27 protein-coding genes are annotated in these 26,824 nt (G+C 72.6%); 10 read left to right on the forward strand and 17 right to left on the reverse strand.

Annotation, left to right across the window (positions count from 1 at the left end; genetic code table 11):
* Positions 1–63: 63 nt before the first annotated feature.
* Entirely contained in the window at positions 64–306 is a 243-nt protein-coding gene (locus ACIRPT_RS00600) for a DUF397 domain-containing protein (RefSeq protein WP_403820102.1), read from the reverse strand.
* A 196-nt stretch (positions 307–502) separates the two neighbouring features.
* Between ACIRPT_RS00600 and ACIRPT_RS00605 the strand changes: the two genes are divergently transcribed.
* The gene (locus tag ACIRPT_RS00605) at positions 503–988 is read left to right on the forward strand and encodes an ATP-binding protein (protein WP_403820105.1); all 486 of its coding nucleotides are present in this window, start codon (positions 503–505) and stop codon (positions 986–988) included.
* Positions 989–1,041: 53 nt separating this feature from the next.
* On the opposite strand, the gene ACIRPT_RS00610 is transcribed toward ACIRPT_RS00605, so the two are convergent.
* Positions 1,042–1,242 carry a hypothetical protein gene (locus ACIRPT_RS00610; RefSeq protein WP_403820108.1) on the reverse strand — a complete coding sequence of 67 codons (201 nt, stop codon included), beginning with the start codon at positions 1,240–1,242 and terminating at the stop codon, positions 1,042–1,044.
* A 284-nt stretch (positions 1,243–1,526) separates the two neighbouring features.
* Here ACIRPT_RS00610 and ACIRPT_RS00615 point away from each other — a divergent pair, with 284 nt between their 5' ends.
* Positions 1,527–2,117, forward strand: a complete 591-nt coding sequence (locus ACIRPT_RS00615; protein ID WP_403820111.1) for a helix-turn-helix domain-containing protein — start codon at positions 1,527–1,529, stop codon at positions 2,115–2,117.
* Between the two features lie 274 nt (positions 2,118–2,391).
* The gene (locus tag ACIRPT_RS00620; protein ID WP_403820114.1) at positions 2,392–3,606 is read left to right on the forward strand and encodes an acetyl-CoA carboxylase biotin carboxylase subunit family protein; all 1,215 of its coding nucleotides are present in this window, start codon (positions 2,392–2,394) and stop codon (positions 3,604–3,606) included.
* Here the strand turns inward: ACIRPT_RS00620 and ACIRPT_RS00625 are convergent.
* The 4 genes from ACIRPT_RS00625 to ACIRPT_RS00640 all read right to left on the reverse strand — a co-directional run bounded on the left by ACIRPT_RS00625 (position 3,585) and on the right by ACIRPT_RS00640 (position 9,157).
* Positions 3,585–3,863 (reverse strand): DUF6355 family natural product biosynthesis protein, encoded by a 279-nt coding sequence (locus ACIRPT_RS00625; RefSeq protein ID WP_403820116.1) that lies wholly within the window; start codon positions 3,861–3,863, stop codon positions 3,585–3,587. The two genes, ACIRPT_RS00620 and ACIRPT_RS00625, sit on opposite strands and share 22 nt — an antisense overlap.
* Positions 3,864–4,036: 173 nt before the next feature.
* Complete coding sequence (meaB, locus tag ACIRPT_RS00630; protein ID WP_403820119.1) at positions 4,037–5,032, reverse strand: methylmalonyl Co-A mutase-associated GTPase MeaB; 996 nt, start codon at positions 5,030–5,032, stop codon at positions 4,037–4,039.
* A gap of 10 nt (positions 5,033–5,042) precedes the next feature.
* Entirely contained in the window at positions 5,043–7,265 is a 2,223-nt protein-coding gene (gene scpA, locus ACIRPT_RS00635) for a methylmalonyl-CoA mutase (RefSeq protein ID WP_403820122.1), read from the reverse strand.
* Positions 7,265–9,157 (reverse strand): methylmalonyl-CoA mutase family protein, encoded by a 1,893-nt coding sequence (locus ACIRPT_RS00640; protein ID WP_403820125.1) that lies wholly within the window; start codon positions 9,155–9,157, stop codon positions 7,265–7,267. The genes scpA and ACIRPT_RS00640 overlap by 1 nt, the downstream gene beginning before the upstream one ends.
* A gap of 248 nt (positions 9,158–9,405) precedes the next feature.
* Between ACIRPT_RS00640 and ACIRPT_RS00645 the strand changes: the two genes are divergently transcribed.
* Positions 9,406–10,677 (forward strand): DUF4185 domain-containing protein, encoded by a 1,272-nt coding sequence (locus ACIRPT_RS00645; protein ID WP_403820128.1) that lies wholly within the window; start codon positions 9,406–9,408, stop codon positions 10,675–10,677.
* A gap of 6 nt (positions 10,678–10,683) precedes the next feature.
* On the opposite strand, the gene ACIRPT_RS00650 is transcribed toward ACIRPT_RS00645, so the two are convergent.
* The 4 genes from ACIRPT_RS00650 to ACIRPT_RS00665 form a co-directional block, all read right to left on the reverse strand.
* On the reverse strand, positions 10,684–11,085 hold the full coding sequence (locus tag ACIRPT_RS00650; protein ID WP_403821719.1) for a DUF1992 domain-containing protein: 402 nt from the start codon (positions 11,083–11,085) through the stop codon (positions 10,684–10,686).
* Between the two features lie 106 nt (positions 11,086–11,191).
* A complete protein-coding gene (locus tag ACIRPT_RS00655) occupies positions 11,192–11,797 on the reverse strand; it encodes a hypothetical protein (RefSeq protein WP_403497791.1) in 606 nt (201 codons plus the stop codon).
* Positions 11,794–13,326: an ATP-binding protein gene (locus tag ACIRPT_RS00660; protein WP_403820131.1), complete on the reverse strand. Its 1,533-nt coding sequence runs from the start codon at positions 13,324–13,326 to the stop codon at positions 11,794–11,796. Before ACIRPT_RS00660 ends, ACIRPT_RS00655 begins: the two co-directional genes overlap by 4 nt.
* Entirely contained in the window at positions 13,323–14,030 is a 708-nt protein-coding gene (locus ACIRPT_RS00665) for a response regulator (protein WP_403820134.1), read from the reverse strand. The genes ACIRPT_RS00660 and ACIRPT_RS00665 overlap by 4 nt, the downstream gene beginning before the upstream one ends.
* A 145-nt stretch (positions 14,031–14,175) precedes the next feature.
* Here ACIRPT_RS00665 and ACIRPT_RS00670 point away from each other — a divergent pair, with 145 nt between their 5' ends.
* A complete protein-coding gene (locus ACIRPT_RS00670) occupies positions 14,176–14,952 on the forward strand; it encodes a polysaccharide deacetylase family protein (RefSeq protein ID WP_403820137.1) in 777 nt (258 codons plus the stop codon).
* 69 nt (positions 14,953–15,021) lie between these two features.
* On the opposite strand, the gene ACIRPT_RS00675 is transcribed toward ACIRPT_RS00670, so the two are convergent.
* Both ACIRPT_RS00675 and ACIRPT_RS00680 read right to left on the reverse strand, forming a co-directional pair.
* Complete coding sequence (locus tag ACIRPT_RS00675; RefSeq protein WP_403820140.1) at positions 15,022–15,435, reverse strand: SsgA family sporulation/cell division regulator; 414 nt, start codon at positions 15,433–15,435, stop codon at positions 15,022–15,024.
* Positions 15,436–15,609: 174 nt separating this feature from the next.
* Positions 15,610–16,869 (reverse strand): LuxR C-terminal-related transcriptional regulator, encoded by a 1,260-nt coding sequence (locus ACIRPT_RS00680; RefSeq protein ID WP_403820143.1) that lies wholly within the window; start codon positions 16,867–16,869, stop codon positions 15,610–15,612.
* Between the two features lie 149 nt (positions 16,870–17,018).
* On the opposite strand from ACIRPT_RS00680, the gene ACIRPT_RS00685 reads away from it, so the two are divergent.
* Positions 17,019–17,933, forward strand: a complete 915-nt coding sequence (locus ACIRPT_RS00685; protein WP_403820146.1) for an NADP-dependent oxidoreductase — start codon at positions 17,019–17,021, stop codon at positions 17,931–17,933.
* On the opposite strand, the gene ACIRPT_RS00690 is transcribed toward ACIRPT_RS00685, so the two are convergent.
* Both ACIRPT_RS00690 and ACIRPT_RS00695 read right to left on the reverse strand, forming a co-directional pair.
* Positions 17,920–19,488, reverse strand: a complete 1,569-nt coding sequence (locus ACIRPT_RS00690) for a PH domain-containing protein (protein ID WP_403820149.1) — start codon at positions 19,486–19,488, stop codon at positions 17,920–17,922. The genes ACIRPT_RS00685 and ACIRPT_RS00690 overlap by 14 nt on opposite strands.
* Positions 19,485–20,003, reverse strand: coding sequence for a PH domain-containing protein (locus tag ACIRPT_RS00695; RefSeq protein WP_403820152.1), 519 nt, complete (start codon positions 20,001–20,003; stop codon positions 19,485–19,487). Before ACIRPT_RS00695 ends, ACIRPT_RS00690 begins: the two co-directional genes overlap by 4 nt.
* A gap of 152 nt (positions 20,004–20,155) precedes the next feature.
* Here ACIRPT_RS00695 and ACIRPT_RS00700 point away from each other — a divergent pair, with 152 nt between their 5' ends.
* Complete coding sequence (locus tag ACIRPT_RS00700) at positions 20,156–20,776, forward strand: TetR/AcrR family transcriptional regulator (protein ID WP_403820155.1); 621 nt, start codon at positions 20,156–20,158, stop codon at positions 20,774–20,776.
* A 165-nt stretch (positions 20,777–20,941) separates the two neighbouring features.
* Here the strand turns inward: ACIRPT_RS00700 and ACIRPT_RS00705 are convergent, their stop codons facing one another.
* A complete protein-coding gene (locus ACIRPT_RS00705; RefSeq protein WP_403820158.1) occupies positions 20,942–21,355 on the reverse strand; it encodes an SsgA family sporulation/cell division regulator in 414 nt (137 codons plus the stop codon).
* Positions 21,356–21,685: 330 nt separating this feature from the next.
* On the opposite strand from ACIRPT_RS00705, the gene ACIRPT_RS00710 reads away from it, so the two are divergent.
* A complete protein-coding gene (locus ACIRPT_RS00710) occupies positions 21,686–22,807 on the forward strand; it encodes a WD40/YVTN/BNR-like repeat-containing protein (RefSeq protein ID WP_403820160.1) in 1,122 nt (373 codons plus the stop codon).
* Between the two features lie 210 nt (positions 22,808–23,017).
* Positions 23,018–23,380 carry a hypothetical protein gene (locus ACIRPT_RS00715; RefSeq protein WP_403820163.1) on the forward strand — a complete coding sequence of 121 codons (363 nt, stop codon included), beginning with the start codon at positions 23,018–23,020 and terminating at the stop codon, positions 23,378–23,380.
* A gap of 48 nt (positions 23,381–23,428) precedes the next feature.
* Here the strand turns inward: ACIRPT_RS00715 and ACIRPT_RS00720 are convergent, their stop codons facing one another.
* Both ACIRPT_RS00720 and ACIRPT_RS00725 read right to left on the reverse strand, forming a co-directional pair.
* Positions 23,429–23,935 (reverse strand): MarR family winged helix-turn-helix transcriptional regulator, encoded by a 507-nt coding sequence (locus ACIRPT_RS00720; protein ID WP_403497811.1) that lies wholly within the window; start codon positions 23,933–23,935, stop codon positions 23,429–23,431.
* A gap of 141 nt (positions 23,936–24,076) precedes the next feature.
* A complete protein-coding gene (locus ACIRPT_RS00725; protein WP_403820166.1) occupies positions 24,077–25,879 on the reverse strand; it encodes an FUSC family protein in 1,803 nt (600 codons plus the stop codon).
* A gap of 89 nt (positions 25,880–25,968) precedes the next feature.
* Here ACIRPT_RS00725 and ACIRPT_RS00730 point away from each other — a divergent pair, with 89 nt between their 5' ends.
* On the forward strand, positions 25,969–26,586 hold the full coding sequence (locus ACIRPT_RS00730; RefSeq protein ID WP_403820169.1) for a TetR/AcrR family transcriptional regulator: 618 nt from the start codon (positions 25,969–25,971) through the stop codon (positions 26,584–26,586).
* Positions 26,587–26,824 lie beyond the last annotated feature (238 nt).

Raw genomic sequence — 26,824 nt, forward strand, 5'->3', positions numbered from 1 at the left:
CCCATCGGCCGGAGGGGACGTACAGTCATGGCGACTATCCGGCCGACATATGCGCCAGTTACGTCAGTCGCGGCCGACCAGATCGTCGAAGTCGCCGTCCTTGGCGCCCTGGACGAAGGCTGCCATCTCGTCGTGGGTGTAGATCAGCGCCGGGCCCGACGCGAACCGGGAGTTGCGCACCGCGACCCCGCCATCGGAAAGAACTGCCAGCTCAACGCAGTTGCCGCTGGGGTTGCTGCGGCGGCTCTTGCGCCACTGGGCGCCTTCGATGCTGGTCGCCGGCATGCCATTGGTCACTGACTCCATAACAGCTGCTCCCTTGCTGGAGGCCGCGCCTCCTACCGTTCCGAGCTCGCGATCAAGTTGGCGAGAACGAGCTCCTGAGCGACCGTCCTTACCGATGTAATTGCAGATGCACTTGCAGCGGGGGCCGGACGACGAGGATATTAGCCGTCGAGAGGACTCCCCGCCCAGACCCGAAATGCCCTCCGCGGAGATGGTGATGACCACACATCCGGCCGAGACCGTGCACCACGCCCTTCGGGAGGAGCCATGTGACGACGCCTGGTGGATGCCTGGCCCCAACGGCTTCGCCGCATGCGCCCTCAGCCCCTCCGCGGGCACCGTGGCCCAGGCCCGCCGCTTCACCCGGATGACCCTCCAGGGCTGGGAGTTCTGCGCCGGCGTCGCCGACGACGCCGCGACGGTCGTCTCCGAACTCGTCACCAACGCCCTGCGGTACGGCAGCCCGGACGGCGATCCCGACGACATCTGCGCCGCCTGGCTCGCGCTGACCCGGCAGGAGGCCACCGTGCTGTGCGCGGTCTCGGACGCCGCCAACAGCGCCCCGGTCGTGCGCCCCCACGACGAGCTCGCCGAGTCCGGGCGCGGACTGCGCATCGTCGACCTGCTCAGCGACTCCTGGGGCTGGACACCGCCCGACCGGCTCGGCAAAACGGTCTGGGCGACGGTGCCCAGGCGCGCCTGACGACCCGCCGGCCCGCCGTCCCCCGCGCTACGAAGAAGTCCGCACCGCGCGCATCAGGACCCGCCGCGGAGAAGATAGTGGTTCCTTATGGTCGCGGTGCCGGCGAACGGGCCGGTGCCGTAAGCGTGCAGCGCGATCGCGATCTCGCCGGTGGCGGGATCCTCCCCGACCTCCTCGGCGAAGTCCCGTCCGGCTGCCGCGAGATGGCGCAGCACCCCGTACTGACAGGCCTTGGCCAGCCGGTCCGCCTCCACGGCAGACAGCGCCGCCCCGCGCCGCAGCTGGACATGGACGACCGGCCGCGCCTCCAGATCGCCGTCCGCGTCCAGCGCCAGACAGAATCCCTCGATCCATCCGGCCAGCGGATTTCCTGCGTAAAGTCCGTATGCGACGTCCTGTGGATGGATGGTGGCCCCCAGACCCGATCGGCGGGTGTGTCACCGACATACTCGGGCCCGGGCCCGGGGGCGTCATGAGTGCGGCTACTCAGGTGCCCGGGTGAGTACGGCCGGTTCCGGGGCTCCTTTAGGATGCGGGCATGGCTGCCCCGGACCCCTCCCCTCGCACCCCACGGGATCCGGCGCTCGGTTTCCCGCCACCCGGCGAAGTGCTGCACCGGCTCCGCACCCACAAGGGCATGTCGCTGCGCCAAGTGGCCGCGGAGTGCGGGCTGTCCGTCTCCTTCCTGGCCGCTCTGGAGCGCGGTGAGACCGATATCGCCCTGGAGCGGCTCGGCCGCATCGCCAAGGTCTTCGACCACGACGTCGGCTCGTTCCTGGGCTTCTCCCGGGGCCCCGCCACCCCGTCCCTCTTCCCGAGGGCGAAACAGGAGATCCTGAACCGCGCCCCCGGTGTCGTCTACCGGGTGCTGCGCGCCCCGGAACTCGGCTATCAGGTGGTCACCGGGGACTTCGCACCCCACAGCGGTCTCACCGAGGACCTCCAGCACGAGGGCTCCGACTTCATCACGGTCACCCGGGGCACCCTGGTGGCCCGGTACAACGGCGTGGACCACGAGCTGCACGCCGGCGACTGCATCCAGTGGTCGGCGGGTCATCCGCACGGCTTCCGCAATGAGACCGATGCACCGGCCCAGATGGTCGTGGTGCTCTTCTCGAGCCTCTACTGAGGCGTTCCTGAGGCTGGGCCGAGGCCGCCCGGGGGCTTCCCCTTCGCGGCCCTCCCGGACCCCATGCCTCTCCGCTCCCCTCCCAACTGCCCTACGGAAGCACGTCCGTAGGGCTTTCCGCTGTTCGGTACGGGGATGCCTCCACCCCCCTCGCCCTGAGCGATATTTTGCTCTAACGTACTTTTTAATGAACACCTCGTCGGGCCGCCCGCACGCACGGCGCTCCTGGCCCCACCTCCCGCATCCCCTCACCGGCATGAGAGGCCGACACCCCATGACCAACATCGCAGTGATCAACTACGGTCCTCAGCTCGACTATGCCGCGATTCTCCCCGAACTCGCCGGCGTATTACATGTGTTCAGCCACCATGAACTGAAGAACACCGAAGGGCTGGCCCGTTACGAATACGTCGCGGACTGCGAGTCCGTCCCGTACGCGGAATTGATGATCCGTCGGCTGGCTCGCCAAAGGCCCTTCACCCATCTCGTCACGGACAACGAATACGACCTCGAACGGGCCGCCCGTATACGCGAGGACCTCGGCATTCCCGGGGGCCAGTCCCCGGCCAGTGCACTGTCGTTCCGCGACAAGGTCGTGATGAAGGAAGTCGCAGGCCAGGCCGTCGCCACTGCCCGCTTCGCCCGCCTGGAATCGATCGTCGACCTGACCGGCTTCATCGAGAAATGCGGGTACCCGGTCGTCGTCAAACCGGTGAAACAGGGCGGCTCCCGCGACATCGTCGTCCTGCGGAGCGAGGACGATCTCCTCGCCTTCAGCCGCCGGCACTGGCGCGAGGACCTCATGGCCGAGGAATTCATCGAGGGCCGGATGTATCACGTCGATGCGGTGCTCGCCGACGGATACCGGTTCGTCGCTTCCTCGCGCTATCTGCGCAGCTGTCTGGGCGTGTTCTCCGGACAGAACAACGGCTCGCTGCAACTGCGCCCGGACGATCCGTTCGCCCGTCGGCTGGAGGAATTCCTCGACCGCGTCCTCGGCGCCTTCGACACCCCGGACGTCAGCGCCTACCACCTGGAGGTCTTCCACACCCCCGACGACGAGCTGGTGCTGTGCGAAATAGCGTCGCGCGTCGGCGGGGACCGTATCCCGGCGCTCACCCGTGCCACCTACGGCGTGGACCTGCACACCGCCGTACTGCGCCAGTCATGCGGTCTGCCCGCCGCCCCGCCGCCGACCGCGCCGCCGGCCGAGGTGCACGGGTCGGTCTCGATCCTGCCGCAGGGCCGCCCGGTGCGGGCCCCCGGCCGGCCGCCGTTCCCCTGGGTGTGCCACTACGAGGTGAACGAGCGGCTCGCACCCGGCGCGGTGACGCTGTACAGCGCCTCGCATCTGTGCTTCGTCATCGTGCGCGGTGCCGACACCGCGGAGGTGGAGGACCGGCTCCTCCAGGCCGAGGCCTGGCTCATGGCGAACCTGGAGGAGCGCGAGAACCAGCCGGACGGCGATCAGCAGGTGCGGCCCGTGTAGTGCGCGCCCTGAATCCTGCCCGCCGAGCCGAGCCACGTCCGGCCGGGACCGACACACCTTTCGTAATTCGGGCCGAACACCTCCACCTCGATAACAACGTTCGAGCCGTCGCCGGTGCAGTGGTTGTAGAAGGCGTCGGAGCCGGTCTCGTAGAAGCCGCAGGGGTTGGCGACCGCCGGTGTGGCGGTGATGACTCCGGCGGTGGCGCTCATCAAGATGGTGGCCAGGACGGTCGGGATGAGACGGCGGGCACGCATGGGCAGCTCCTCCTGTGAAGGCTCGTTCGCCAACCCGGCTTCGCACACGGGTCGTTGGCGAGAGCCGTGTGTGTCGACGCAGGTCACAGTAAGGGGAGGCGGCTTGCTGAAACGTTTCTGGCGGCCGGCGACCACCCGCACGTGTCCAAGGTCCGCGCGCGGTGTGCCCGGTGTTACGGGTGGTCCGGGAGGCCGAACGCGTCCAGCAGTCGCTCGGCGGCCAGGGTCGCGGTGATCTTGCCCTCGCGTACCTCGTGCTCGATGCCGGGCCCGAGGCGGCGCACCTCAGGGTGTTCCTGGAGGCGGTCGATGAGCCGTTCGCGCACCATCGACCAGGTCCAGTCGACCTGCTGGGCGCGGCGGCGCTCGGCCAGGGCGCCGGTGGAGTCCAGCAGGGCGCGGTGCTGCTCGATCCGCTCCCACAGCGCCTTCAGGCCGGTGCCCTCGCGGGCGCTGCAGGTGAGGACGGGCGGCGTCCAGACCGCGTCCGGGGGCTGCAACAGCCTCAGCGCGCCAGCGAGTTCGCGGGCCGCGGAGCGGGCGTCCCGCTCGTGCGGACCGTCCGCCTTGTTGACCGAGACCAGGTCCGCCAGCTCCAGGACGCCCTTCTTGATGCCCTGGAGCTGGTCGCCGGTGCGGGCCAGGGTCAGCAGCAGGAAGGTGTCGACCATATTGGCCACGGTCGTCTCCGACTGGCCGACGCCGACCGTCTCCACCAGGACGACGTCATAGCCCGCCGCCTCCATGACGACGATGGACTCGCGGGTCGCCCGCGCCACCCCGCCCAGCGTGCCGGACGTGGGGGAGGGGCGGACGAACGCCGCGGGGTCCGTCGCCAGCCGCTCCATCCGGGTCTTGTCACCCAGGATGGAGCCGCCGGTACGGCTGGAGGACGGGTCGACGGCAAGCACCGCGACCCGGTGGCCCAGGCCGGTCAGCAGCGTGCCGAGCGCGTCGATGAAGGTCGACTTGCCGACGCCCGGCACCCCGCTGATGCCCACCCGCCGGGCCTGACCCGCGTACGGCAGCAGCCGGACGAGCAGCTGCTGGGCCGCCGCGCGGTGGTCGGCGCGGGTGGATTCGACCAGGGTGACGGCGCGGGCGATCCAGGCGCGGGAGCCCGCCCGTACCCCCTCGGCGTAGCGTTCGACATCGATCGTCGCAGGCATGGCCCCCCGATCAGAGCTCGTGGCCGAGGACCTGGGCCAGGTCCTTCACCAGGTCGTGGGCGGCATCGGGAATGACGGTGCCGGGCAGGAAGACCGCGGCGGCGCCCATGTCACGCAGCGGCTGGACGTCCTGCGGCGGGATCACCCCGCCCACCACGATCGTGATGTCCTCCCGGTCCTCCGCGGCCAGCGCCTCCTTCAGCGCGGGCACGAGGGTGAGGTGCCCGGCCGCCAGCGACGACACCCCGACGATGTGGACGTCCGCCTCCACCGCCTGGCGGGCGACCTCCGCCGGCGTCTGGAACAGCGGGCCGACATCGACGTCGAAGCCCAGGTCGGCGAAGGCCGTGGCGATCACCTTCTGGCCGCGGTCGTGGCCGTCCTGGCCCATCTTGGCCACCAGGATGCGCGGCCGGCGCCCCTCGGCGCGCTCGAATTCGGCCACCAGGTCCCGGGTGCGCTCGACACCGGAGGACGGGCCCGCTTCGTCTCGGTACACACCGGAGATCGTACGGATCTGGCCCGAGTGGCGTCCGTAGACGGTCTCCAGGGCGTCGGAGATCTCGCCGACGGTGGCCATCGCCCGCGCCGCGTTCACGGCCAGCGCGAGGAGATTGCCCTCAAGCCCCTCGCCGGGACCGGACTTCGCCGCCTGGGTCAGCGCCCGCAGCGCGTCCTGGCAGGCCGCCTCGTCGCGCTCCGCGCGCAGCCGCTTGAGCTTGTCGATCTGCTGGGCGCGCACCGCGGAGTTGTCGACCTTGAGGACCTCGATCTCCTCGTCGGTCTCCACCCGGTACTTGTTGACGCCGATCAGCGCCTGCCGCCCCGAGTCGATCCGCGCCTGCGTACGGGCCGCGGCCTCTTCCACGCGCAGCTTGGGGATGCCCGCGTCGATGGCCTTGGCCATCCCGCCGGCCTCCTCGACCTCCTCGATGTGCTGCCAGGCCCGCCGCGCCAGATCGTGCGTGAGCTTCTCCACGTACGCGCTGCCGCCCCACGGGTCGATGACCCGGCAGGTGCCCGACTCCTGCTGGAGGAAGAGCTGGGTGTTGCGCGCGATCCGGGCGGAGAAGTCGGTGGGCAGCGCGAGCGCCTCGTCGAGGGCGTTGGTGTGCAGGGACTGGGTGTGACCCTGCGTCGCCGCCATCGCCTCCACACAGGTGCGGGTGACGTTGTTGAACACGTCCTGCGCGGTCAGCGACCAGCCCGACGTCTGCGAATGGGTGCGCAGGGAAAGGGACTTGGGGTTCTTCGGTTCGAAGCGCTGGACGAGGCGCGCCCACAGCAGCCGGGCCGCGCGCAGCTTGGCGATCTCCATGAAGAAGTTCATGCCGATCGCCCAGAAGAAGGACAGGCGCGGGGCGAACGAGTCCACGTCCATCCCGGCCGCGATGCCCGCGCGCAGATACTCCACCCCGTCGGCAAGGGTGTACGCCAGCTCCAGGTCGGCCGTCGCGCCCGCCTCCTGGATGTGATAGCCGGAGATCGAGATGGAGTTGTAGCGCGGCATCTTCTGCGAGGTGTACGCGAAGATGTCGGAGATGATCCGCATCGAGGGCTGCGGCGGATAGATGTAGGTGTTGCGGACCATGAACTCCTTGAGGATGTCGTTCTGAATGGTCCCGGCCAGCTTCTCGGGCGGTACGCCCTGCTCCTCGGCAGCCACGATGTAGAGGGCGAGTACGGGCAGCACCGCGCCGTTCATCGTCATCGACACGGTCATCTTGTCCAGCGGGATGCCCTCGAAGAGCTGCCGCATGTCGTAGATCGAGTCGATGGCGACGCCCGCCATGCCGACGTCGCCGGTGACGCGCGGGTGGTCGCTGTCGTAACCGCGGTGCGTCGGCAGGTCGAAGGCGACCGACAGGCCCTTCTGGCCGGCCGCGAGATTGCGGCGGTAGAAGGCGTTGGACTCCTCGGCCGTGGAGAAACCGGCGTACTGACGGATCGTCCAGGGCTGGTTGACGTACATCGTCGGGTACGGGCCGCGCAGATACGGCGTGATGCCCGGGTAGGTGCCCAGGAAGTCCAGGCCTTCCAGGTCCGCGTCCGTGTAGAGCGGCTTGACGTCGATGCCCTCCGGGGTCTCCCAGGTCAGGTCCTCGACCGCCTTGCCGGTGGTCTGCGCCACGGCGTCCGCCCACCGGCCGGCGCCGGCCGAGCCGTCCGGCCGGCCCAGCTCCACCGTGCTGAAGTCCGGGATGGCGCCCGCCTGTTGCGTCGACTCACTCATCACGCCACCTCCATGACGTCCAGGGCCGAGGACAGCGCCTCAACCGCGTCGCAGCCCGCGAAGACGAACGCCTCCACACCTGCCCCCGTGAATTCCTCCCGGCGCTCGCCGGGCTTGCCGGCCAGGTGCACCCGCCGTGCCCCCGCCGCCGTCAGCGCGGCCGCCACGGCCGCCGCCTGCTCGCCGTACACCGCATCGCTCGCACACAGACAGGCGATCCCCGCGCCGCTGCGCGCGAACGCCTCGGCCGCCGACTCCGCGTCCACGGCCTCCTGAACGGTCTCGATGCCGCCCGCCTGGAAGAGATTGGCGGCGAACGTCACCCGGGCGGTGTGCGCCGCGACCGGACCGAGCGCCGCCAGGAAGACCTTCGGGCGCTCCCCGGTGGCCGCCAGGTGCGCGTCCGAGCGCGACCGCAGCCGCTCGTAGGCATCGTCCCTGCGCACCCGCGGCAGCCCCCGGCCGCCGCCCACCGGCGCGGGCGCCGGATCGCGGTGCACGGGCGGCTCGGCGAGATGCGGGAACTCGCTGACGCCAGTGATGGGTTCGCGGCGGCGGGCGAGGTCTTCGGACCGCCGCTGCCAGGTCTTCGCCAGCCGCTCGCCGAGCATCCCGGAGCGCAGCGCCGCGGCCTGACCGCCCGCGGCCTCGATCTCCTGGAAGAACGCCCAGGCCGCCTGCGCCAGTTCGTCGGTGAGCCGCTCCACGTACCAGGAGCCGCCCGCGGGGTCGATCACCTTGGACAGGTGCGACTCCTCCAGCAGTACGGACTGGGTGTTACGGGCGATCCGGCGCGCGAACGCATCGGGCAGCCCCAGCGCCGCGTCGAACGGCAGCACCGTCACCGCGTCCGCGCCGCCCACGCCCGCGGACAGCCCGGCGACGGTGGTGCGCAGCATGTTCACCCAGGGATCGCGACGGGTCATCATCACCGTGGAGGTGACCGCGTGCTGGCGCTGCGCGGCCGCCTCCGGCGACGCCCCGCACACCTCGGCGACCCGCGCCCACAGCCGGCGGGCGGCGCGCAGCTTGGCGATCGTCAGGAACTGATCCGCGGTGGCGGCATAGCGGAACTCCAGCTGCCGGCAGGCGTCGTCGACGCTCAGTCCGGCGCTCGTGAGCGCCCGCAGATAGGCGACGCCGGTGGCCAGCGAGGCGCCCAGTTCCTCGGCGGTGGAGCCACCCGCCTCGTGGTACGGCAGCGCGTCCACGGCCAGCGCCCGCAGCTTCGGCGCCTCGGCGGTGCAGCGCTCGGCAAGCCGGGCGGCCGCCGCCAACTGGACGCGCAGCGGGCCGTCGTCGCCCGTACGGGCCAGCAGGCCGAGCGGGTCGGCGCCCAGGTTGCCGGACGCCTCGGACAGCGCCACCCCGGAGGCTTCGTACAGCCGCAGCAGTTCCTCGGCGGCCGCGGTGAAGTCGGCGCCGGGGTCCAGGACCACGGCGGCCAGATCCAGATAGACGCCGTCGAGCGCCTGCGGCAGCCCGGTTACCGGGATCCCGCCGTCCCCGACGGTCAGCCACAGCGAGGTGACACCGTTCTCCAGGTCGGCGAGGGCGGATTCATTGGCGTGCCCGGGATCGGTGTACACGTGGCGCTGGCGTACGTCCCACCCGGCGACGGCCGTGCCCTCGGGGCGGCCGGCCCGTACGAAGGGCGGGAAGCCGGGGTGGCCGGCGGCGGCCGACGCGTCCTCGGCGGTGTACAGCGGGCGGATGCGGATGCCGTCCTGGAGATCGGTGGCGAGCGCGTCCTCGGCGGCGGCACCGGCGGCATCCGCCAACTTCGGGACGCCCGATTTGCGCAGTACACCTTCGACGAGGCGCTGCCACTGCTCTCGGTCCACGTCCGGGAATGCGGCGGCCAGGGGGAGTTCGGGGGACTCGGCGGTCATGGCAGCAGGCTAGGCGAACGACCGTTAGCCGGAGCAGGGGCTCCCGCTGTGACCTTGCACTCTTTGGCCTGGCGTTTGTCCGTATTCGGGCCGACATCTCGCACCCCGTCGTACGGGCATCCGGCCGTGCTCCCTCCGGCATCGACCGGCGGGGCGGCGCTGCCGGACGGTGATCGTCCCGTTCTGTACCGTGGACGCGGCACCCTCCCCGAGCTCTTGAGGAGCGGGGGAACCCCCAGAGGAGCGCGATGTCCAGGCTGCCGCTCACCCGCACCACGACCGTCGCCGCCCTGCTCCTGACCGCCGCCCTGCTCCTGTGGGTCCTGCCACGGGCCGCCGCCCCGGACGCCACCGCTGCCTGCACCGGCCGCCGGATCGCCTCCTGGTCCGCCGATGACGGACCCACCACCGCATTCGCCCGTTACGGCGACGACAACACCCGCGTCGACGACTGGACCGGCGGCGACGGCACCCACTCGGTGCGGCTGCCCGACGGCCGCACCCTCTGGCTCTTCTCCGACACCTTCCTGGACCGGGTGCAGCCGCCGCCCAACCCTCAGGGGCAGCCGTACCGCTGGCGGACCGCCGACCGCGGCGGCGGGCCCTACCTCCGGCACAACTCCGCCGTCGTGATGTCCCGTTCGGGCCGGCCGGAGCGCACCCTGACCGGCGGCACCGCGGCCGCACCCGGCCCCCTCTTCCCCGACCCGCCGGGCGGCGGCTGGCGCTGGCCGGTCCACGCGAACGTGGAACCCCGTACGCCGGGAGCCCGGGAGAAGGTCGTCCGCGTCCTGCTGTGGAACCGCGCCCCCGGAACCGGCCCATGGGTCTTCGGCGTCCCGCGCGCCACCGAGGTCGCCACGCTCTCGCTGCCCGGCCTGCGCCTGGAGGGGATCACGGAGACGGTGGGCCAGGCGTCCGTCACGGACCCGGGGCGGCGGGTCCTGTACGGGACCGCGACGGTCACCGACGGCGCCTGGACCTATGTCTTCGGCGGCGACGACCCGCCGTCGTCGCCGGCCTCCAGCGCCTATCTCGCCCGCGTCCCGGCGGGGCGGCTCGCCGAGCGCGCCCCCTGGCGGTTCTGGGACGGCGCCCGCTGGCAGCGGCGGGCCGAGCGGGCCGCGCCGGTGCTGCGGGCCGGCGGGCGGCGCGGCGTCGGCAGCGCCTTCAGCGTCGTCCGCGACGGCGGGGCCTGGATGCTGTTCACCATGGACACCGGGGGCGGCGGCACGGCGGGGGTGCGGACGATCACCGCCTACTGGTCCTGCTCGCCCCGCGGCCCCTGGCACGGCCCGGCCGGCCGCATCACCCCGCCCCGCCCACCCGACGCCGAGCCGCAGTACGTGGCCGCGTACAACCCCCAGGCGCACCCCGAATTCACCGCGTCCGGACGGCTGCTGCTCAGCTACGACATCAACCGGCTCGGCCCGGGGCCGGCGGACCCGCACGTCAACGGGAACGTGGAGCTCTACCGGCCGCGGTTCCTGCGGGTGCGACTGGCGCCGGTCACGCGGTGAGGGCGCTCAACTCCCCCGATTCTCCCGCCAGTTACGGGCCACCTCGTCGATGTCGAAGGGCTTCAGACGGAGCGGCGGGCCTTCCAGCGGCGCCCGCAGGGCCTCGCGGATCCGCTCGTTGACGGCCGTCAGAATGCGGCGCAGGGCCGCCTCGGTGGGGGCGTGGGAGGCCTTCTCCAGCGCGTCCTCGGCCTCCTTGCGCAGCACCAGCGACGGCGGCAGACACGAGAGGTTCTCGCGGTGCATCTTCTCCTTGATCCACCACAGCTCGTCATACGGCCGGTCCAGATGGGGCAGCGGCTTGCCCACGCCGGCCAGGTGCGCGAAATCGCCGCGCTCGGTGGCCTCGCGGATCTGCTTGTCCACCCAGCTCTCGAAGGGGGCACCAGGGGGTTTGCGCTCGGTCATCGCGTACGTCTCCCAGGGTGTGGGGCCGTCCGGTCCTCGCGGCCGCACCGCAGCTCGTGCGGGCACCTGCCTTCACCCTAACGCGCCCGCCGCGCGGCACGGAGCCTCAGTCCGAGGGCCGCGGCGTCGCGCCGTTCGGGCTCGGCTGGACCACTGGGAAGGCGTTGTTGCCGCCGCAGACCATGGGGCCGACGCGGACGCCGTCGCCCAGCACCGTGACGGTGACCTCGCCCGGTGGCTTGTCCCCCGGGACGCGGGCGTTGGCCGCCGTACACACCAACTGGTTCAGCGAGGCCGAGTCCAGCAGCTTCGCGTTCATCGGCAGGTTCAGGGCGACGGTGCCGCGGCCGGTGGTGGCGGTGAGCCGCCCGGGGAACTTCGGCAGCACGCTGGACAGGCCGCGCTGGCGTTCGGCGTGGTTGGGGCCGTCCATCAGCATCTCGATCGCGTCCTGGGGATCGACCGGTGCCTTGGCGGGGCGGGTCGCGGAGCGCAGCCCGTTCGGGCCGTAGAAGAACAGCTGGACATCGGCGGCGGGCTCGCCGGGGGACTTCAGGCCGGTGGCGGGCTCGCCGGCGTCGATCGCGTCGGTGGGGGCGATCCCGCAGGCGGCCAGCGCGCCCGCCAGCGCACCGGCCAGCAGGCCGCCGGCCACGCCGCCCACCAGGATCCGCCGGGCCCGCGCGCCGAGCGCGGTGGTCAGGGCGTTCATGCGTGGTCCTCTTTCCCGGCCGCGGGGCGGGCGGCGCCTTCGCCGTCGTCCGCGGCGGTGTGCTCGGCGGCCCGTCGCAGCGGCAGATCCACGGTGAAGACCGCGCCGCCCTCGGGGGAGTTGGCGGCGCTCAGCGTACCGCCGTGCAGCCGTACGTTCTCCAGCGCGATGGCCAGGCCCAGGCCGCTGCCCTCCGACCGGGCGCGCGCCGAGTCGGCCTTGTAGAAGCGGTCGAAGACATGCGGCAGCACCTCGGGGTCGATGCCGGGGCCGCTGTCGGCGATCTCGATCAGCAGCCGGTCCGCGCCCGGCTGCGGGGCGTGCAGCAGCACGCGGACCGGCTCGCCGCCGTGGTGCAGGGCGTTGCCCACCAGGTTGGCGACCACCACATCCAGCCGCCGCGGGTCGAGCCGGGCCCGTACGTCCGCCGGCAGCTCGGCCGTCACCCGCTGCTGCCAGGCCCTGGCCTGGAGCGTCTTGCGGATGGTTTCGGCGACGTCCACCTCGTCCAGATGCAGTGCCGCCGCCCCCGCGTCGAACCGCGAGACCTCCATCAGGTCCTCCACCATCCGCGCCAGCTTCCCCGTCTCCTGGCTGATCAGCCGGACCGCGGAGGCGGTGTCGGGGTCGAGGGACTCGGCGTCCTCGTCCAGGACGTCGGTGACCGCGGCCATCGCCGCCAGCGGCGTGCGCAGCTCGTGCGAGACATCGGCGGCGAACCGCCGGGAGTTGGCCTCCAGCCGGCGCAGCTCCGCCACGTTCTCCTCCAGCTCCGCGGCCATGTCGTTGAACGTCCGGGACAGGTCGGAGAGTTCGTCGGTGCCCTTCACCTCGAGCCGGGTGTCCAGCTTGCCCTCGGCGAGCCGCCCGGCGGCCTGCCGCAGCCGCCGTACGGGACGCAGCACCCCGCGCGCGGCGAGCAGCGCCGGGATCACGGCCAGCGCGAGCACCGGCAGCGCGCCGCCCCGGGCCGCGTCCACCAGCGCCTCGACATTGGCCTCCTCGGCGCTCAGCGGCAGCTGGGCGTAGATGGTCAGGGCGGAGGCGTCGCCGTCGGTCTGGCGTACCGGCATGCCGATCAGCAGCCAGGGATCGCCGCCGCGGTCGATGCGCTGGAAGACCGGCACATGGCGCTTTTCCACCGACTCCCGCAGACCGGCCGGGACCGTCACACCGCCCTGCAGCGCGCTGTCCTCGCTGTCCGGGACGCCGCTGTAGTGCACCGAGATGTCCCAGTCCCGGGAGGTGCCCGAACGCTCCAGCTGGACCCGGAAGAAGTCCAGGTCCGACTGGGACGGCGGCACCGGAAGCTCCGGCGCCAGCGAATTGATCTGCGCCCGCAGGTCGTTGACGGCGATGTCCTGGGAGCGCTGGAGGATGGCGTTACGGGCCTCGCGGTACGTCAGGCTCGCGGTGGTCAGCGCGCTCACGGCCGCCACCAGCACGAACGCGACCACCAGCCGGGCCCGCAGGCCGCGCAGCCGGGTCGGCACGAGACGGGTGGGCGCCAGGCGGCCCAGGCGGCTCACAGCGGCCCGAAGCGGTAGCCGAAGCCGCGCACGGTCTGGACGTAGCGGGGGCTGCGCGGGGTGTCCTCTATCTTCGTCCGCAGCCGCATCACACACGCGTCGACCAGCCGGGCGTCGCCGTGGTAGCTGTGCTCCCACACGTGCTCCAGCAGCTGCTGGCGGCTGAAGACCTGCCCCGGGGTGGCCGAAAGGAACAGCAGCAGCTTCATCTCCGAGGGGGCCAGCGCCAGATCCTGGCCGGCCTTGCCGACCACCAGACCGGCCCGGTCGATGGCCAGCGCCCCGTACGTCTCGACGGGCGCCGGGCCGGGCTCCGCACCGGCCGTTTCGCCGTTGGCGGGCAGTGCGGTCCGGCGCAGCACCGCCCGGATCCGCGCCTCGAGGACCTCGCCCCGGGCGGGCTTGACGATGTAGTCGTCCGCGCCGGCCTCCAGGCCGAGCACCACGTCCAGATCGTCGCCGCGGGCGGTGAGCATGATGATGGGCAGCTGCCGGTCGGCGCGGATCAGCCGGCACACCTCGAAGCCGTCCTTGCCGGGCAGCATCAGGTCCAGCAGGACGATGTCCGGGCGGAAGCCCGGCAGCACCTCGAGCCCTTCTTCGCCGCTGGCCGCGGCCGCCACTTCGTGGCCGCGCCGCCGTAGGGCGAGGGTCACTCCGTCCCGTACGGCGGCGTCGTCCTCGATCAGAAGTACTCGTGGCATGGGTCCAGTATCAATAAGTTTCATGATGGATCCGTAACAGGAGCAGCCTGTCCCCCCTCCCCTGCATCTGTCCTGGTGCAAGTCGCGCGCGGCGGCACAGCCGCCGCGGTAGGCACACGGGCATCGGGTGAGGGACGGGATTCACATGGCACGGCGCTTCGGCATCGAGGGCGGGATCATAGGAGTGGTCGCTGCGGCGGCCGTGTCACTGTCCGTTGCGGGGTTTCTCGCGTTCGCCCAGCCCGGTGCCACCGTAAAGGCCAGCGCCGACACCGTCGACTCGGCGGGCAAGAACGGCCGGCAGGGGGCCCGGACCGCGGTGGAGTCGTCGATCGTGCACGCCTCGGACCGCCCCGGCCGCAGCCTCAACATCACCATCGACGACGGCCCCGACCCGGTCTGGACCCCGAAGGTGCTCGAGGTCCTCAAGAAGCACGGCGTCAAGGCCACCTTCTGCATGATCGGCCCGCAGGCCGCGGCGCACCCCGACATCGTCAAGCAGGTGGTGGCCGCCGGGCACCGGCTCTGCAACCACACCGTCAGCCACAACACCGGCATGGATCACCGCCCGCAGAGCTACCAGTCGCGGGAGATCCTCGACGCCCAGAAGATGATCGAGAAGGCGGCGGGCGGCGCCCGGGTCGAGTACTACCGCGCCCCCGGTGGCGCCTTCACCCCCTACAGCCGTCAGCTCGCCGCCGACCACGGCATGCGCCCACTGGGCTGGAACGTCGACAGCAAGGACTTCGAGGGCGGCAGCGTGGCGACGATCGAGTCGACGGTGCGCGGCGAGCTCTCCAACGGGCCGACGGTGCTCTTCCACGACGGCGGCGGCAACCGCGCCAGGACCGTCGAGTCGCTGGACCGGCTGCTGCCGTGGATGGTGCAGCAGGGCTACGGATTCGGCTTCCCGAAGCGCTGACCGACCCCCGGGGCGGCCCGCGGGCCGCCCCGCGTCCGGGTGGGCCGAGGCCGCCCGGATCCAGCGTGCTCAGGCCGCTCCGAACAGCTCCGCCAGGCCGCGCTCGACGGCGCTCTGCGCCCCCTCCTGGCCCGCCGGCACGGCCGAGTACGAGCGCGCCAGGAACAGCCGCAGGTCCGCGGTCTTCATCTGCACCATGGCGACGCCCTCGTCCGCGTGGAACTCCATCACCGTGCGGTCCCGGCCGTAGGGCCGTATCCGTACGTCGCCCCGCCCGGCGGGCCCGCGCAGCCCCTCGTCCAGCAGCTCGCGGGCGAACGCCCAGTCCACCGCGGCACCGTCCAGCGAGATCTCCGGAGGGAAGGAGATCCGCACGGCGAGCGGGTCGGCGGGCCGGTACTGCAGCACGGCGGGTACCGCGTGCGGGCCGGGGGCGGTCGCGATGAGGCGGACTCGGACGGCGTGGTCGATGACGCTGGGCATCGCGGCTGCTCCCTCACGGCTGTCGGTCCCGGATGGGGGCCGGGACACGGCTCGTTCAGTTCGTTCATTAGGACGGCGGGTTGGCCGTTGCCGTGCACGTGCCGGAGGGAGATGTCCGTGTGATCTGCGTCACGTAGCGGGTGCGGGGGCGGGCCCGCGGAGCGGCCGTGCCGCCTACGCCGCCGTGTGGAACAGCGCCGCCGCCGCGCCCCGCGACTCCACCCCCAGCTTTGTCAGGATGTTCGCGACATGGAACTTCACCGTCGACTGGCTGATGTGCAGTTCCTCCGCGATCATCCGGTTGCGGTGGCCGAGCGCGAGCCGGGCCAGCACCTGCAACTCCCGTTCGCCCAGGGCGGTCAGCGGATCGGCCACCGGATCCTGGGAGGCGCTCAGCGGGATCGTCGCGGTGACCGTGGAGCCCCACCCGGGCACCGCGTCGAGGTCCAGCCGGCCGTTCAGCACGTCGAGCCGGTCCCGCAGCAGGCCGGGGGTGAGCGCGCACGCCGTGAGCGTGCCGGGCCCGTCGTCGCGCACCGTCGCGCGCAGTTCGCCGTCGGCGATGGCCCAGCCGACGTGCACCCGGCTCACCGACTCCTGCTCCAGCACCTTCAGCAGCACCGCCCGGACCGTCGCCCGCGCCGTGTGCGCCACATCGGCGGGCAGCGTCCGCGGGGAGTCCGGCGCGCCCAGCTCGAGCCGTACGGGGCTGTAGCGCACCAGCGGCCGCAGCGAGTCCGCGAGCCGGGCGAATGCCTGCCCGGCCGGCTCCTCGGCGATCTCCTGGTCCCGCTCCGCGTCCGCGCGCAGCGCCACCAGCGCCGCGACGGCCAGATCCGTGGCGGTGGCGCGGGCCGCCGCATCGTCGAGGTGCCGGCTCCGCAGCACCCCCAGCAGCCCCGTCAGCGCGGCCGAGTACCCCTCGCCCAGCTCGGCGATCACCCGGGCCCGGGTCCCGGCGGCGGTCCGCGAGCGGGCCAGCGCCCCGGGCAGGGCCTCGGTCGCCATCCGGTCGAAATGGCTGGTCACCACGTCCCACAGCGCCTGTACGAGGTCGAGCGTCGGCTCATCGGCCGATGCCGCGGCCGCGTCCCGTACGAGCAGCAGAACGGCCCCCCGCGGCGTCGCATGGCTCGTCACGGCGAGCACCGGCCGCTCGGCCCCGGCGAGGTCGAGCGTGCCCTGCCAGGGCCGGCCGGGCGTGCCCGAGGCGAGCAGCGGAGCCAGGTCGGCGGTGGTGAGCCGGTCGACGACCTCCGGGGGGCCGTGCGTCTTGAACGGTGAATGCGCGCAGTGCGTGGACAGTTCCGCCGCCGCCAGGTGCGGGACCGACTCGGCCAGGACCGAGGAGAGCCGGGGCAGAATCTCGCCCAGCGGCTGGCGGATGACCTCATAGGCGGCGGTCAGGGCGGGCACGGATCCGGTCAACTCCATGCGGCCGAGCCTAACCAGGCCCGCCGGGACGGGCGCTGGCCTTTCGGCCAGGTGGGACTGTTCCGATGGCCGGGCCGTGCGCCGCGTCCCACCGGCCAGGCTTGTGCCATCAACCCACCGCCTCACCTGCATCGAACGGGGAAACCGCTATGCGAGCGATCATCTACAACGAATTCGGCGGCGCAGAGGTGCTCCACCACGGGCACACCGACAAGCCGGAACCCGCGCCGGGCGAGGTACGGGTGAAGGTGGTGACGGTCGGCGTCAACCCCCTGGACTACAAGCGGCGTTACGGGTGGGTCGAGCAGTTCTATCCGACGACGTTTCCCGCCGTGCCGGGCCTGGAATTCGCCGGGACCGTGGACGCGCTCGGCGAAGGCGTCTCGGAATGGGCCGTCGGCGACGAGGTCTTCGGCTGGACCAGGACCGGGGCCTACGCGGAGTACGCCATCGCCGGGGACATCGTGGCCAAGCCCGCCGAGCTCTCCTTCGCCGTCGCCGCGACGCTGCCCGTCGCCGGTGAGACCGCGCAGCGCGTCCTGGACCAGCTCGGCCTGAAGGAGGGCGAGACCCTCCTCCTGCACGGCGCGGCGGGCGCGGTCGGCCAGGTGGCCGTGCAGCTCGCGGTGGCCCTGGGAGCCACCGTGATCGGCACCGCTTCCCCGGCCAACCACGACTTCCTGCGCACGCTGGGTGCCGTCCCCGTGGCGTACGGGGACGGTCTCGCCGACCGGGTACGGGCGGCCGCGCCGCAGGGGATCGACGCGGTCTTCGACGCGGCCGGCCATGACGCGCTGCCGCTGTCGATCGAGCTGCGCGGCGGCACGACCGAGCGCATCGTCACCATCGCCGATACCCGGGCCGAGGAGTACGGGGTGCCGTTCTCGGCGGGCGGCACGCCGCCGGAGGCGGTCCGTGCGGGGCTGGCCGCGCAGGCCCGCCTGGCCGTCGAGGGCCGGCTGGCCGTCCCGGTCGCCGAGACCTTCCCGCTCGCCGAGGCCGCCAAGGCGCAGGAGCTGAGCGAGGCGGGCCATGTCCGCGGCAAGCTCATCATCGAGATCTGAGCGGCCGCTCCCTCGCTCCGGAACGCGCCGCCCCGGGAGGCATCAGGAACTCTTCCAGGATTCCCGGCGCGGCCGCCGACGCGAGGGCCGCGGCATCGTCGGCGGCGAGGTCGGGGAGGCGATAGCGCTCCTCGCCCGCCGCGACCGCCGCGGTCAGCGTGACCAGCCCGGCCCGCCGGGTGAACGGCGAGGTCGTGAACGTCCAGGCGGCGATCGCCTCCCGCTGGAGGGCGAGGGTGTCGCGGCTGAAGGTGCCCGAGCGGACGACCAGATACCGGCCGCGTATGCCGTGGCCGAGAGTGCGGTACGCGTCCCGTGCCAGCCACCCCACGGCGGCCGTGCCGAGCGCCGCGTAGATCCAGGCGCAGTGCAGCAGTACGGGCGTCCAGACGGCCCCGAGGACGGCGAGTACGGCCGTGCCGGGAAGCACCGCGAAGAGCAGGCCGCGCACCCGTCGACGACGCAGCGCAACCCGGGGATGCGGCGTCAACTCCATTACGGGGAAGGGGGACTGCAGGGTGCCGTCGGCCACCCGTAGCGCCTCCCGGCGCGGTGCGGGAGGCAGCAGTGCGCTGCGCCGGCGGTTCTCCTCGCGGTTGCCGAGGCCGCCCGCCACCGCGCGGACCAGCGCGCCGCCGCCGGCCCGCAGCAGCAGCGGCTCCCGCAGCAGCACGCCCCGCAGCCGGGCCCGTTCGATGGTGACGGAACGAGTGGTGAACAGTCCCCGGCGCACCCGCAGGGTGTGTGCGTCGGCCCACTCCAGCCGGTAGTTCCACCAGTTCTCGACGTAGAGGGCGACCGCGCCGACCGAGCCGAGGGCCAGCACGGCGAGCAGCGCCGCCGGGACCGTCAGCCACAGCATGCTCGCGCCGAATTCGGTGAACGCCCGGCGGACGAAGCCGATCTTCCAGGGCTCGATGCCGATGCCGTCCAGCACGCGGTAGACGGACCCGGCCGCCGCGAACACGCCGCCGACGACCCAGAAGGTGAGCGGCGCATAGCGCAGCCAGCGCCAGTCGATGCGGGCCGTCACCGGGTCCTCGGAGGCCGACCCGGCCCCTGCGCGGGCGATGAGCCGGGCGCGCAGCCGGTCCGCCTCGGCGGCCTTCAGCGCCTCCAGCGACAGCTCGCCGCCGTTGTCCCCGGAGCCGGCCGTACCGGCCCGCAGCACGGTGACGCCCAGCAGCCGGTGCAGGGGAGTGGCCGTCAGATCGACGGTACGGATGCGGTGCAGCGGCACGCTGCGCAGCCGCCGCGTCAGCAGCCCGCTGCGGACCTCGAAGCGGTCGTCGGTGACGCGGAAGTCGGTACGCGCCCAGCGGATCAGGCCGATCGCGGTGACCACGGCGAAGGACGCGGCGATGGCGATGAGCGTGGTCCATGCCCCGCCGGTGATCCGGCCCCCGGTGGCCAGCGCCGTCAGCGCCAGCGAACCGAGCGGCGGCGCCATCCAGCCGCAGTGCACCAGCAGCGTACGGGGATCGAGGCGCTGCCAGCGGGCCGCGTGGGCCGGCGAGGGGGCCGGGGGGCCGGGGTGGCTGGAGTGGCCGGTCATGCGGCATCCCCCGGCACGTCCTGCGCCGCCTCGCCGATCCGCCGCGCCAGCTCCTCGGCGACCGCGTCCGACAGCCCGGCGATCTTGACGTCGCCGGCCGTGGAAGCGGTGGTGACGGTCACCGTCGCCAGCCCGTACCGCCGCTGTATGGGACCGCGCACGGTGTCCACCGTCTGCACGCGCGACAGCGGCGCGATCCGCCGCTGCTGCCAGAACCAGCCGCCGGCCGCGTACACCGCGCGCTCGCCCAGCTCCCATGCATGCACCGCATACCGCCACCGCGGCATCAGCGCGAGATAGCCGACGGCCGGCAACACGAGCACGACCAGCAGCAACGGACCCAGCCACGGCAGCGCACCCGGGAAGAACAGCGCGCTGAGCGCCGCCATGACGAGCGCGGTGAGCAGCATCGGACCGCTGAGCGTGAGCAGCGCCTGCACGGTCCACCAGCGGCGAGCCCGGGGATCGACGCGATGGCGGGGTGGGCGCAGGAGCGGGGCGGCGTGCTCGGGCATGCGGGATCACCGGTTTCCAAGTCAAGTGTATTGAGTACCGGTACGTTATAACGGTACGAGTGACTTGTAAAAGCGGCTTGGGGGAGCGGCTTGTCCATACGAGCGGCCGTCGACGGGTGCCCCGGCGACGCGCGGAAGAAGGGAAGCCGGCCATGCCCAAGAAGGTGGACCACGAAGCCAGACGCCAGGAGATCTCCGAGGCGCTCTGGCGGATCGCGAGCACCCGGGGCCTGGACGGCGCGAGCCTGCGCGACGTCGCCGCCGAGGCCGGCATCTCCCTCGGCCGGCTCCAGCACTACTTCCGCACCAAGGACGAGATGCTCGCCTTCGCCCTCCAGCACATCAACCGCCTGGCCGACCACCGGATCCGCGAACGCATCGCCGCCCTGGCCGGGGAGCCGTCACCGCGCGAGGTGCTGCGCGCCTGTCTGTCCGGGATGCTGCCGCTGGACGAGAAGAGCCGCATCGGCACGCTGGTCGGCGCGGCGTACTTCAACCGCGCCGTACACGACGAGGGGCTGCGCGGCGAGGCAAAGGAGGGCATCCCCAAACTCCGCGCCTTCTTCGCCGACCAGCTCCGGCGGGCCGCGGAACGCGGCGAACTCCCGCCCGACCGGGCCACCGAGGACGAGGCCATGCTGCTGATCAGCCTGGCCGACGGCCTCTCCACCTATGTCCTGCTGGACATACACGGCCCGGAGCAGGCGATGCGTCTGATGGACCGGCAACTGGCCAACCTCTTCGGCGGCGAGGAGCCGAAGGGCGACGGCTGACGATCCGTCCCGCGCGTGCTGACGCAAAAGAAAGGCCCAACTCCTCCTGAATTGAGGAGAGTTGGGCGTTCCGCCGACTCGATTGGCGGAGGGGACTTCTGCGCCGGCCGGTCCCTGCGCAGCCGACGTGCCCGCTCAGCCCTCCCGTCCACCGCCCCGCTTCCGCTACGCCTCGCGCAGCAGCGCGGCGAGATCGGCGTCGACGTCCAGGTGCCGCGCCTCGCCGCCCTTTTCGACGACCGCGTACGACCAGGCCAGGAACAGCCGCAGATCCCGTGCCTCGAACTGCACCAGCGCCATCCCGTCGGCCGTGTGGAACTCCACCACGACGCCGTCGATGCCGCACGGCCAGATCTGTACGTCCCCCGCACCGGCGGTCCGCCGCAGCCCCTCCGCCAGCAGTTCGCGCCCGAAGGTCCACGCGACCTCGGCGCCGTCCAGCGAGGCGGCGGGCGGAAACACCAGACGCACCGCGTAAGGGTCGGTGAGGTCGTAGCGAAGGGCAGCCGGAATCACCCGCGACTGCGGTGCAGTCGCGATGAGACGGGCCTGAACGGCTTGTTCGATGACGGTGGACATCGCCGGCTCCCTTACGTTCGGTGCAGTTCCTCGTCTGTACAACGACTAGGACGCGTGGGCCATCGCCACCGTGCATCGGATTCCTGCGTGACCTGCGTCACCACTCTTCGAATGCGAGGATATGCCCTCTTTACGCATGCGAAATGCAAGCATTGCCGCGAAGGTCCGAACCTATCCGAACCGCGCGTCCGCAGGGCCCCGCGGACGCGCGCAGCCGCACATCGGAGCGCGCCCGGGGGAGTTGCGGCCCGCCCCGGCGGTCTGGACGGGGCCGCCGCGCTGGGCTAGCTTCCAGCGCGACGGGGACCGGGTGGACGGGGGGAGACGGGGATGACCTGGGTGGCCGGGAAGGTCATGACCGCGCTGACGGCGATGACCTGCGCAGCGGCGGCGCTCGCCACGATGGCCGCCGGCCCTGCGACCGCATCGCCCCCGCCGAACGGCGATCCGGCGCCCCGCGGGAACGGGCACTGGCGCCTCGAACCCACCGTCGCGCGGCACGACACGAACACCACCGCCCGCTTCCGTGGCCTGGCGGCCGTCAGCCGCACGACCGCCTGGGTCGCGGGCACCAACGGCACCGTGCTGCGCACCCGCGACGGCGGCCGGCACTGGAGCGATATCTCGCCACCCGGCGCCGGGGCCCTGGAGTTCCGCGACATCGAGGCGCTCGACGCCCGCCACGCGGTCGTCCTCGCGATCGGCGAGGGTGCGGCCTCCCGCGTCCTGCGCACCGACGACGCCGGCGCCACCTGGACCGAAACCTTCCGCAACCCCGATCCGCGCGCCTTCTACGACTGCCTCACCTTCTTCGACCGCCGCCACGGCCTCGCGCTCGGCGACCCCGTCGACGGCGCCTACCGCATCCTCTCCACCCGCGACGGCGGCCGCAGCTGGCATGTATTGCCAACGGGCGGCATGCCACCTGCCCAGAAGGGCGAAGCCGCCTTCGCCGCCAGCGGCCAGTGCCTGGTCTCCAACGGGCCCCGCGACGCCTGGATCGCCACCGGCGGCGCCGACCACGCCCGCGTCCTGCACACCACCGACCGCGGCCACACCTGGACGGCCGCCGACGCCCCCGTCCCGGCGGGCGATCCGGCCCGCGGCGTCTTCGCCCTCGCCTTCCGCGACCGTACGCACGGCCTCGCCGTCGGCGGCGACTACCGCCCCGACCAGCCCTCTCCGCACGCCGCCGCGGTCAGCGCCGACGGTGGCGCGACCTGGGCCCCGGCCACCACGCCCCCGCCGGCCTACCGCTCGGGTGTCGCCTGGCTCCCCGGCTCCCGGCACACCGCCCTGGCCGTCGGCCCGTCCGGCAGCGATATCACCACCGATGGCGGCCGCACCTGGTCCACCATCGACACGGGCTCGTACGACACCGTCGACTGTGCCCGGGACGGGGCTTGTTGGGCCGCGGGCGAAAAGGGCCGCGTCGCACGCCTGGAGCCGTGACCGCATCGCCGGTCCGGAGCCGTGACCGACGGGCAGCCGAGGCGGTGTGACGAAGCCGAAGCGGTGCGGCCGGCGATGCGGCGCTATCGGCCCCGCCGCCCGCACCCGGTCTGAGATCCTGTCGACCGACCGTCACGCGCCCCGTACGCTCCCGCACCGTCCGCGGGGGCGCGCCGCGCGTGTCACCGGCACGACCAAGGGGAGGCGGCAATGCCGATGATCGGCGAAGTATGGCGGGTGGAGCGCGGGACGGAAGTGGTCGGGGAGATCACGGTCACGGAGGCCGACTTCCCCTGGCTGAACGGGCGGTTCGTGCCCGGCCCCGGCTACCCGGAACTGCGGCCGCATTTCGCCCGTGAGCTGGAGCTCATCGACACGATCGACGACGACGTGACGGCCTGGGAGGACGCCTACAGCCGGGCCTCCGAGGGCGTGCGGCTGGTGGCTCCGGCCGGGCGGCCGGTGGCCGAGTTCCTGTTGCACATCGAGGACGATGCGGCGTGGTTCCGCTGGAACGATGAGCCGTTCCCGGCGGAGCCGTTTCAGGCGCAGCCGGCCGACGGGCCCGCCTGATCCGCCCGCCCCACGCGCAGCCGCCAGACCCGCCCCGGGCCGGGCCGGTCACTCCAGCAGACTGCCGAGCCGCCCCTCCAACACCACCAGCAACTCACCCAGCGCCGCGGAGAGTTCCTCCTGCCGCTCGTCGCCGATGCCGTCCAGCAACGCGGCCTCGTACCGCAGCTGTTCGGGCAGCAGCCGGTCGATGGTCTCGCGCCCCTCGACGGTGAGGGAGAGATGGGTGACGCGGCGGTCCCGGTCATCGGGGCGGCGGGCGATCAGGCCGCGCTCCTCCAGCTGCCGGACGCGTTTGGTGACGGCGGCACCGGAGGCGAACGTCTCGCGCGCGATCCGGCCCGGGGTCAGCTCGCGGTCCATCCGGCGCAGCGTGCCGAGGATGTCGAACTCGGGCCGGGTCAGCCCGGCCCGCCGCAGCGGGGCGTCGGCCGCCTGCTGCAGCAGCGCGGAACAGCGGTTCAGCCGTCCGATCACCGCCATCGGGCCGGTGTCCAGCCCGGGGTGCACCTGCTGCCACTGGCGCAGCACCCCCGCGACGATGTCCTCGGCCACCCGCGCTCTCCTCTCGACCACTGCCGTACCGCTTCGCCGGAGCCCTGGTGACGGCCCCTGCCCACGGACCCAATTGTGCCTGCCGTGTGCTGTCCGACGTGCGGTGGCCGCCCTGTGGCGTGGGCCGGGCGGCGGCGGGGGTCAGGCCACCGGAGCGGGCGCCGAGAGACGCCGTACGAGACCGGCCAGCGCGCGGTGGCCCCGCTGCTCGGCGCCGGCGATCCGTTCCTGCGGAAGAGCCCGCTGCCACCACTCGCCCGCCGCGACATCGGCCGCTTCCCGCAGCTCCACCAGGCAGCCGACGAGCCGGTCGCGGGCCCAGCCGGCCTGCCCGGCGTCGTCCGCCCCCGGCGCGGGCGCCGTGTCGAGCAACCGGCATGCCGCGATCTCCGCGGCCGCCACCCGTTCCAGAGCGATGTCGATACGGTCGGCGGCTCGGCGGTTGGTCACCACCACGCAGCAGGCCAGGCCGACCGCCGCGCCCACCAGGGTGTCGATCCAGCGGTCGCCGATCAGCGTCGTCGCGGGCAGATGGCGGCCGAATTCGGTCAGCAGCAGCGCCATGGGCGTGACGCAGACCGACCCCAGCCAGTAGTTCCTCGTGATGCAGGCCTCGGCGCCGAACTGGAAGGCCAGAGCGAGCCCGATCATCGCGAGCTGCCCGGTGTGGATCAGCGGCAGCAGCGCACAGAACAGCAGCAGGCCGAGCAGATTGCCGACCGTGCGCTGCAGCGCACGCTGCCAGGAGAGGGTGGTGTTGGCCTGGTAGATCGAGGCCGCGGTCACCACGGCCCAGTACGGGTGCCCGACGCCGACCGCCATCGACACCCAGCCGGCCAGCACGCACCCCGCGGCGACCCGCGCGCCTATGGGCAGCAACGGCGATCCCGGCGCGAGCCGCGCCAGTACCGCCCGCACGCCGCCGGGGCGGCCGGGCGCCGGACGCCGCAGGGCCGGCGCCGCCCCGTCCGTTGCGCTGTCCGTCGCCCGCTCCATGGTGATCCCGGCGAGGTCCTCGGCCTCCGCGGTGGTGAGCGGGACCTCGGTGAGCGGCCGTCCGCCCCGCAGCGCGTGCGCCCGGGCGGCGAGGAGTTCGGCCTCCGCCACCGGGTCCGCCTCCCCGGACCCGGCGCCGCCGAGCGCCGACTCGGCCCGTACGAGGAGCCGCTCGAGCTCCCCGCGTGCGGCGGCCCGCGCGGGGGTGTGCGTGGGGACGAGGAAGAGCGTGTGCCAGGCGGCGTTCACGGCGGCCGCGGTGGCATGTCGGGCGTGTGCCACCCCGGGCCCGTCGGTGCCGCCGGCGCCCACCCCTGTACGCAGCAGCCCGGCCGCGGCCTCCAGGGCGCGCGCGGTGGCGATCCGCTCCGGACCCCGCGGCCGTACCAGCGCCGGCGCCATGCACACCAGCCAGGCGAGTCCGCCGGTGCCGAGCGCCAGCGCCATGTGCGCAGGCACCTGCCCGAGGCGCTGCGGCACGAAGAAGGCCGACGCGGCGACGAAGGTCAGGATCAGATTTCCCGGCGGCCCGATGCGCGTCGCATCGCACGCCATCTTGTGCGCGGCGGCGAGCAGCGAGGCGAGCACGACGAGCACGGCGGCCGAGGTGATCACCGACGCGGCGGTCAGCGCGATACCGAGGCTCGCGACCATGCCGAGCACCACCCACAGCAGCGTGCGGGCACGGGCGGCGTACGGGAGGCCGTGTGCGTACAGGGCACACAGCGATCCGGCGGAGGTGTAGAGGACAAGATCCATCCGGCCGAGGGCGAACAGCGTGAGATCGGGGATCGCCATGGCCACGACCGCGCTGAGCGCCGGCTTGTGCCAGATGTCGACGGGGCGGCGCAGCCGGACCGTGCTCCTGAGGGGCAGCGGACGGGCCCACACCACGCCATCAGGCGCGGTGGTCGGTCTCTTCCCGGAGGGCTTGGCGTGCTTCCCCATGCAAAAAGCTTAACAGGTGTTTTACCAGTGAATGATATCCGCCGACCGGCTCCCGCTGCCCGGCCCGGCCCGGCAGCGACAATGGCCGGGTGCCAACCGCCAAGAAGAAGACGACGACCGCGAACGCGTCCCCGGAACGCCGCCGCGAACTGCTGGCCATCGCGGCAGAGGTGTTCGCAGCGCAGGGTTACAACGCCACCACCGTCCGCCGCATCGCGGACGAGGCCGGCATGCTCGCGGGCAGCCTCTACTACCACTTCGATTCCAAGGAATCGATGCTGGACGAGATCCTCGCTACTTTTCTGACCGAGCTCTGGGACGGATACGACGCCGTCCTCGACGCCGGTCTCGGGCCGAGGGAAACCATCGAGGCCCTGGTCACCGAGTCCTTCCGGGAGATCGACCGGCACCGCGCCGCGGTCGCCATCTACCAGAAGGAGTCCAAGCAGCTCGCCGCCCAGCCCCGGTTCGGCTACCTCGCCGACTCCCAGCGGAAATTCGAGAAGGCCTGGCTGGGCACCCTGGAGCGCGGCGTGAGCGACGGGGTCTTCCGGGCCGATCTCGACATCCGCCTCACCTACCGCTTCGTCCGCGACACCGTCTGGGTCGCCGCGAGCTGGTACCGGCCGGGCGGGCAGCGCACCCCCGAGGAGATCGCCCGTCAGTACCTCTCGATGGTGCTGGACGGCATCGCCGTACGGATGTGAGCCGGGCGGCCGTACGGATGTGAGCCGCGGGAGCGCCGGTCATCGGCGGTGAGGTCGCCGTAACCAGGGGGCGAAGGCGCGCTGCTTTGCATCCTGCGCGCGTGGCCCGGTCGATGACCTGGGCCTTGTACGGGTGCTCCGGGGGTGAGGCCGCGAGGAGGAGCCGATTGCCCGGGTTGCCGGCATGTCGCTGTGCGGGCTTGCCGCGGCCGTGCTCCTGCCCGGCCGTACCGGCGGG

Origin of the sequence: Streptomyces sp. NPDC101227 (genome assembly GCF_044767545.1) — a bacterium.
Lineage (GTDB): Bacteria > Actinomycetota > Actinomycetes > Streptomycetales > Streptomycetaceae > Streptomyces.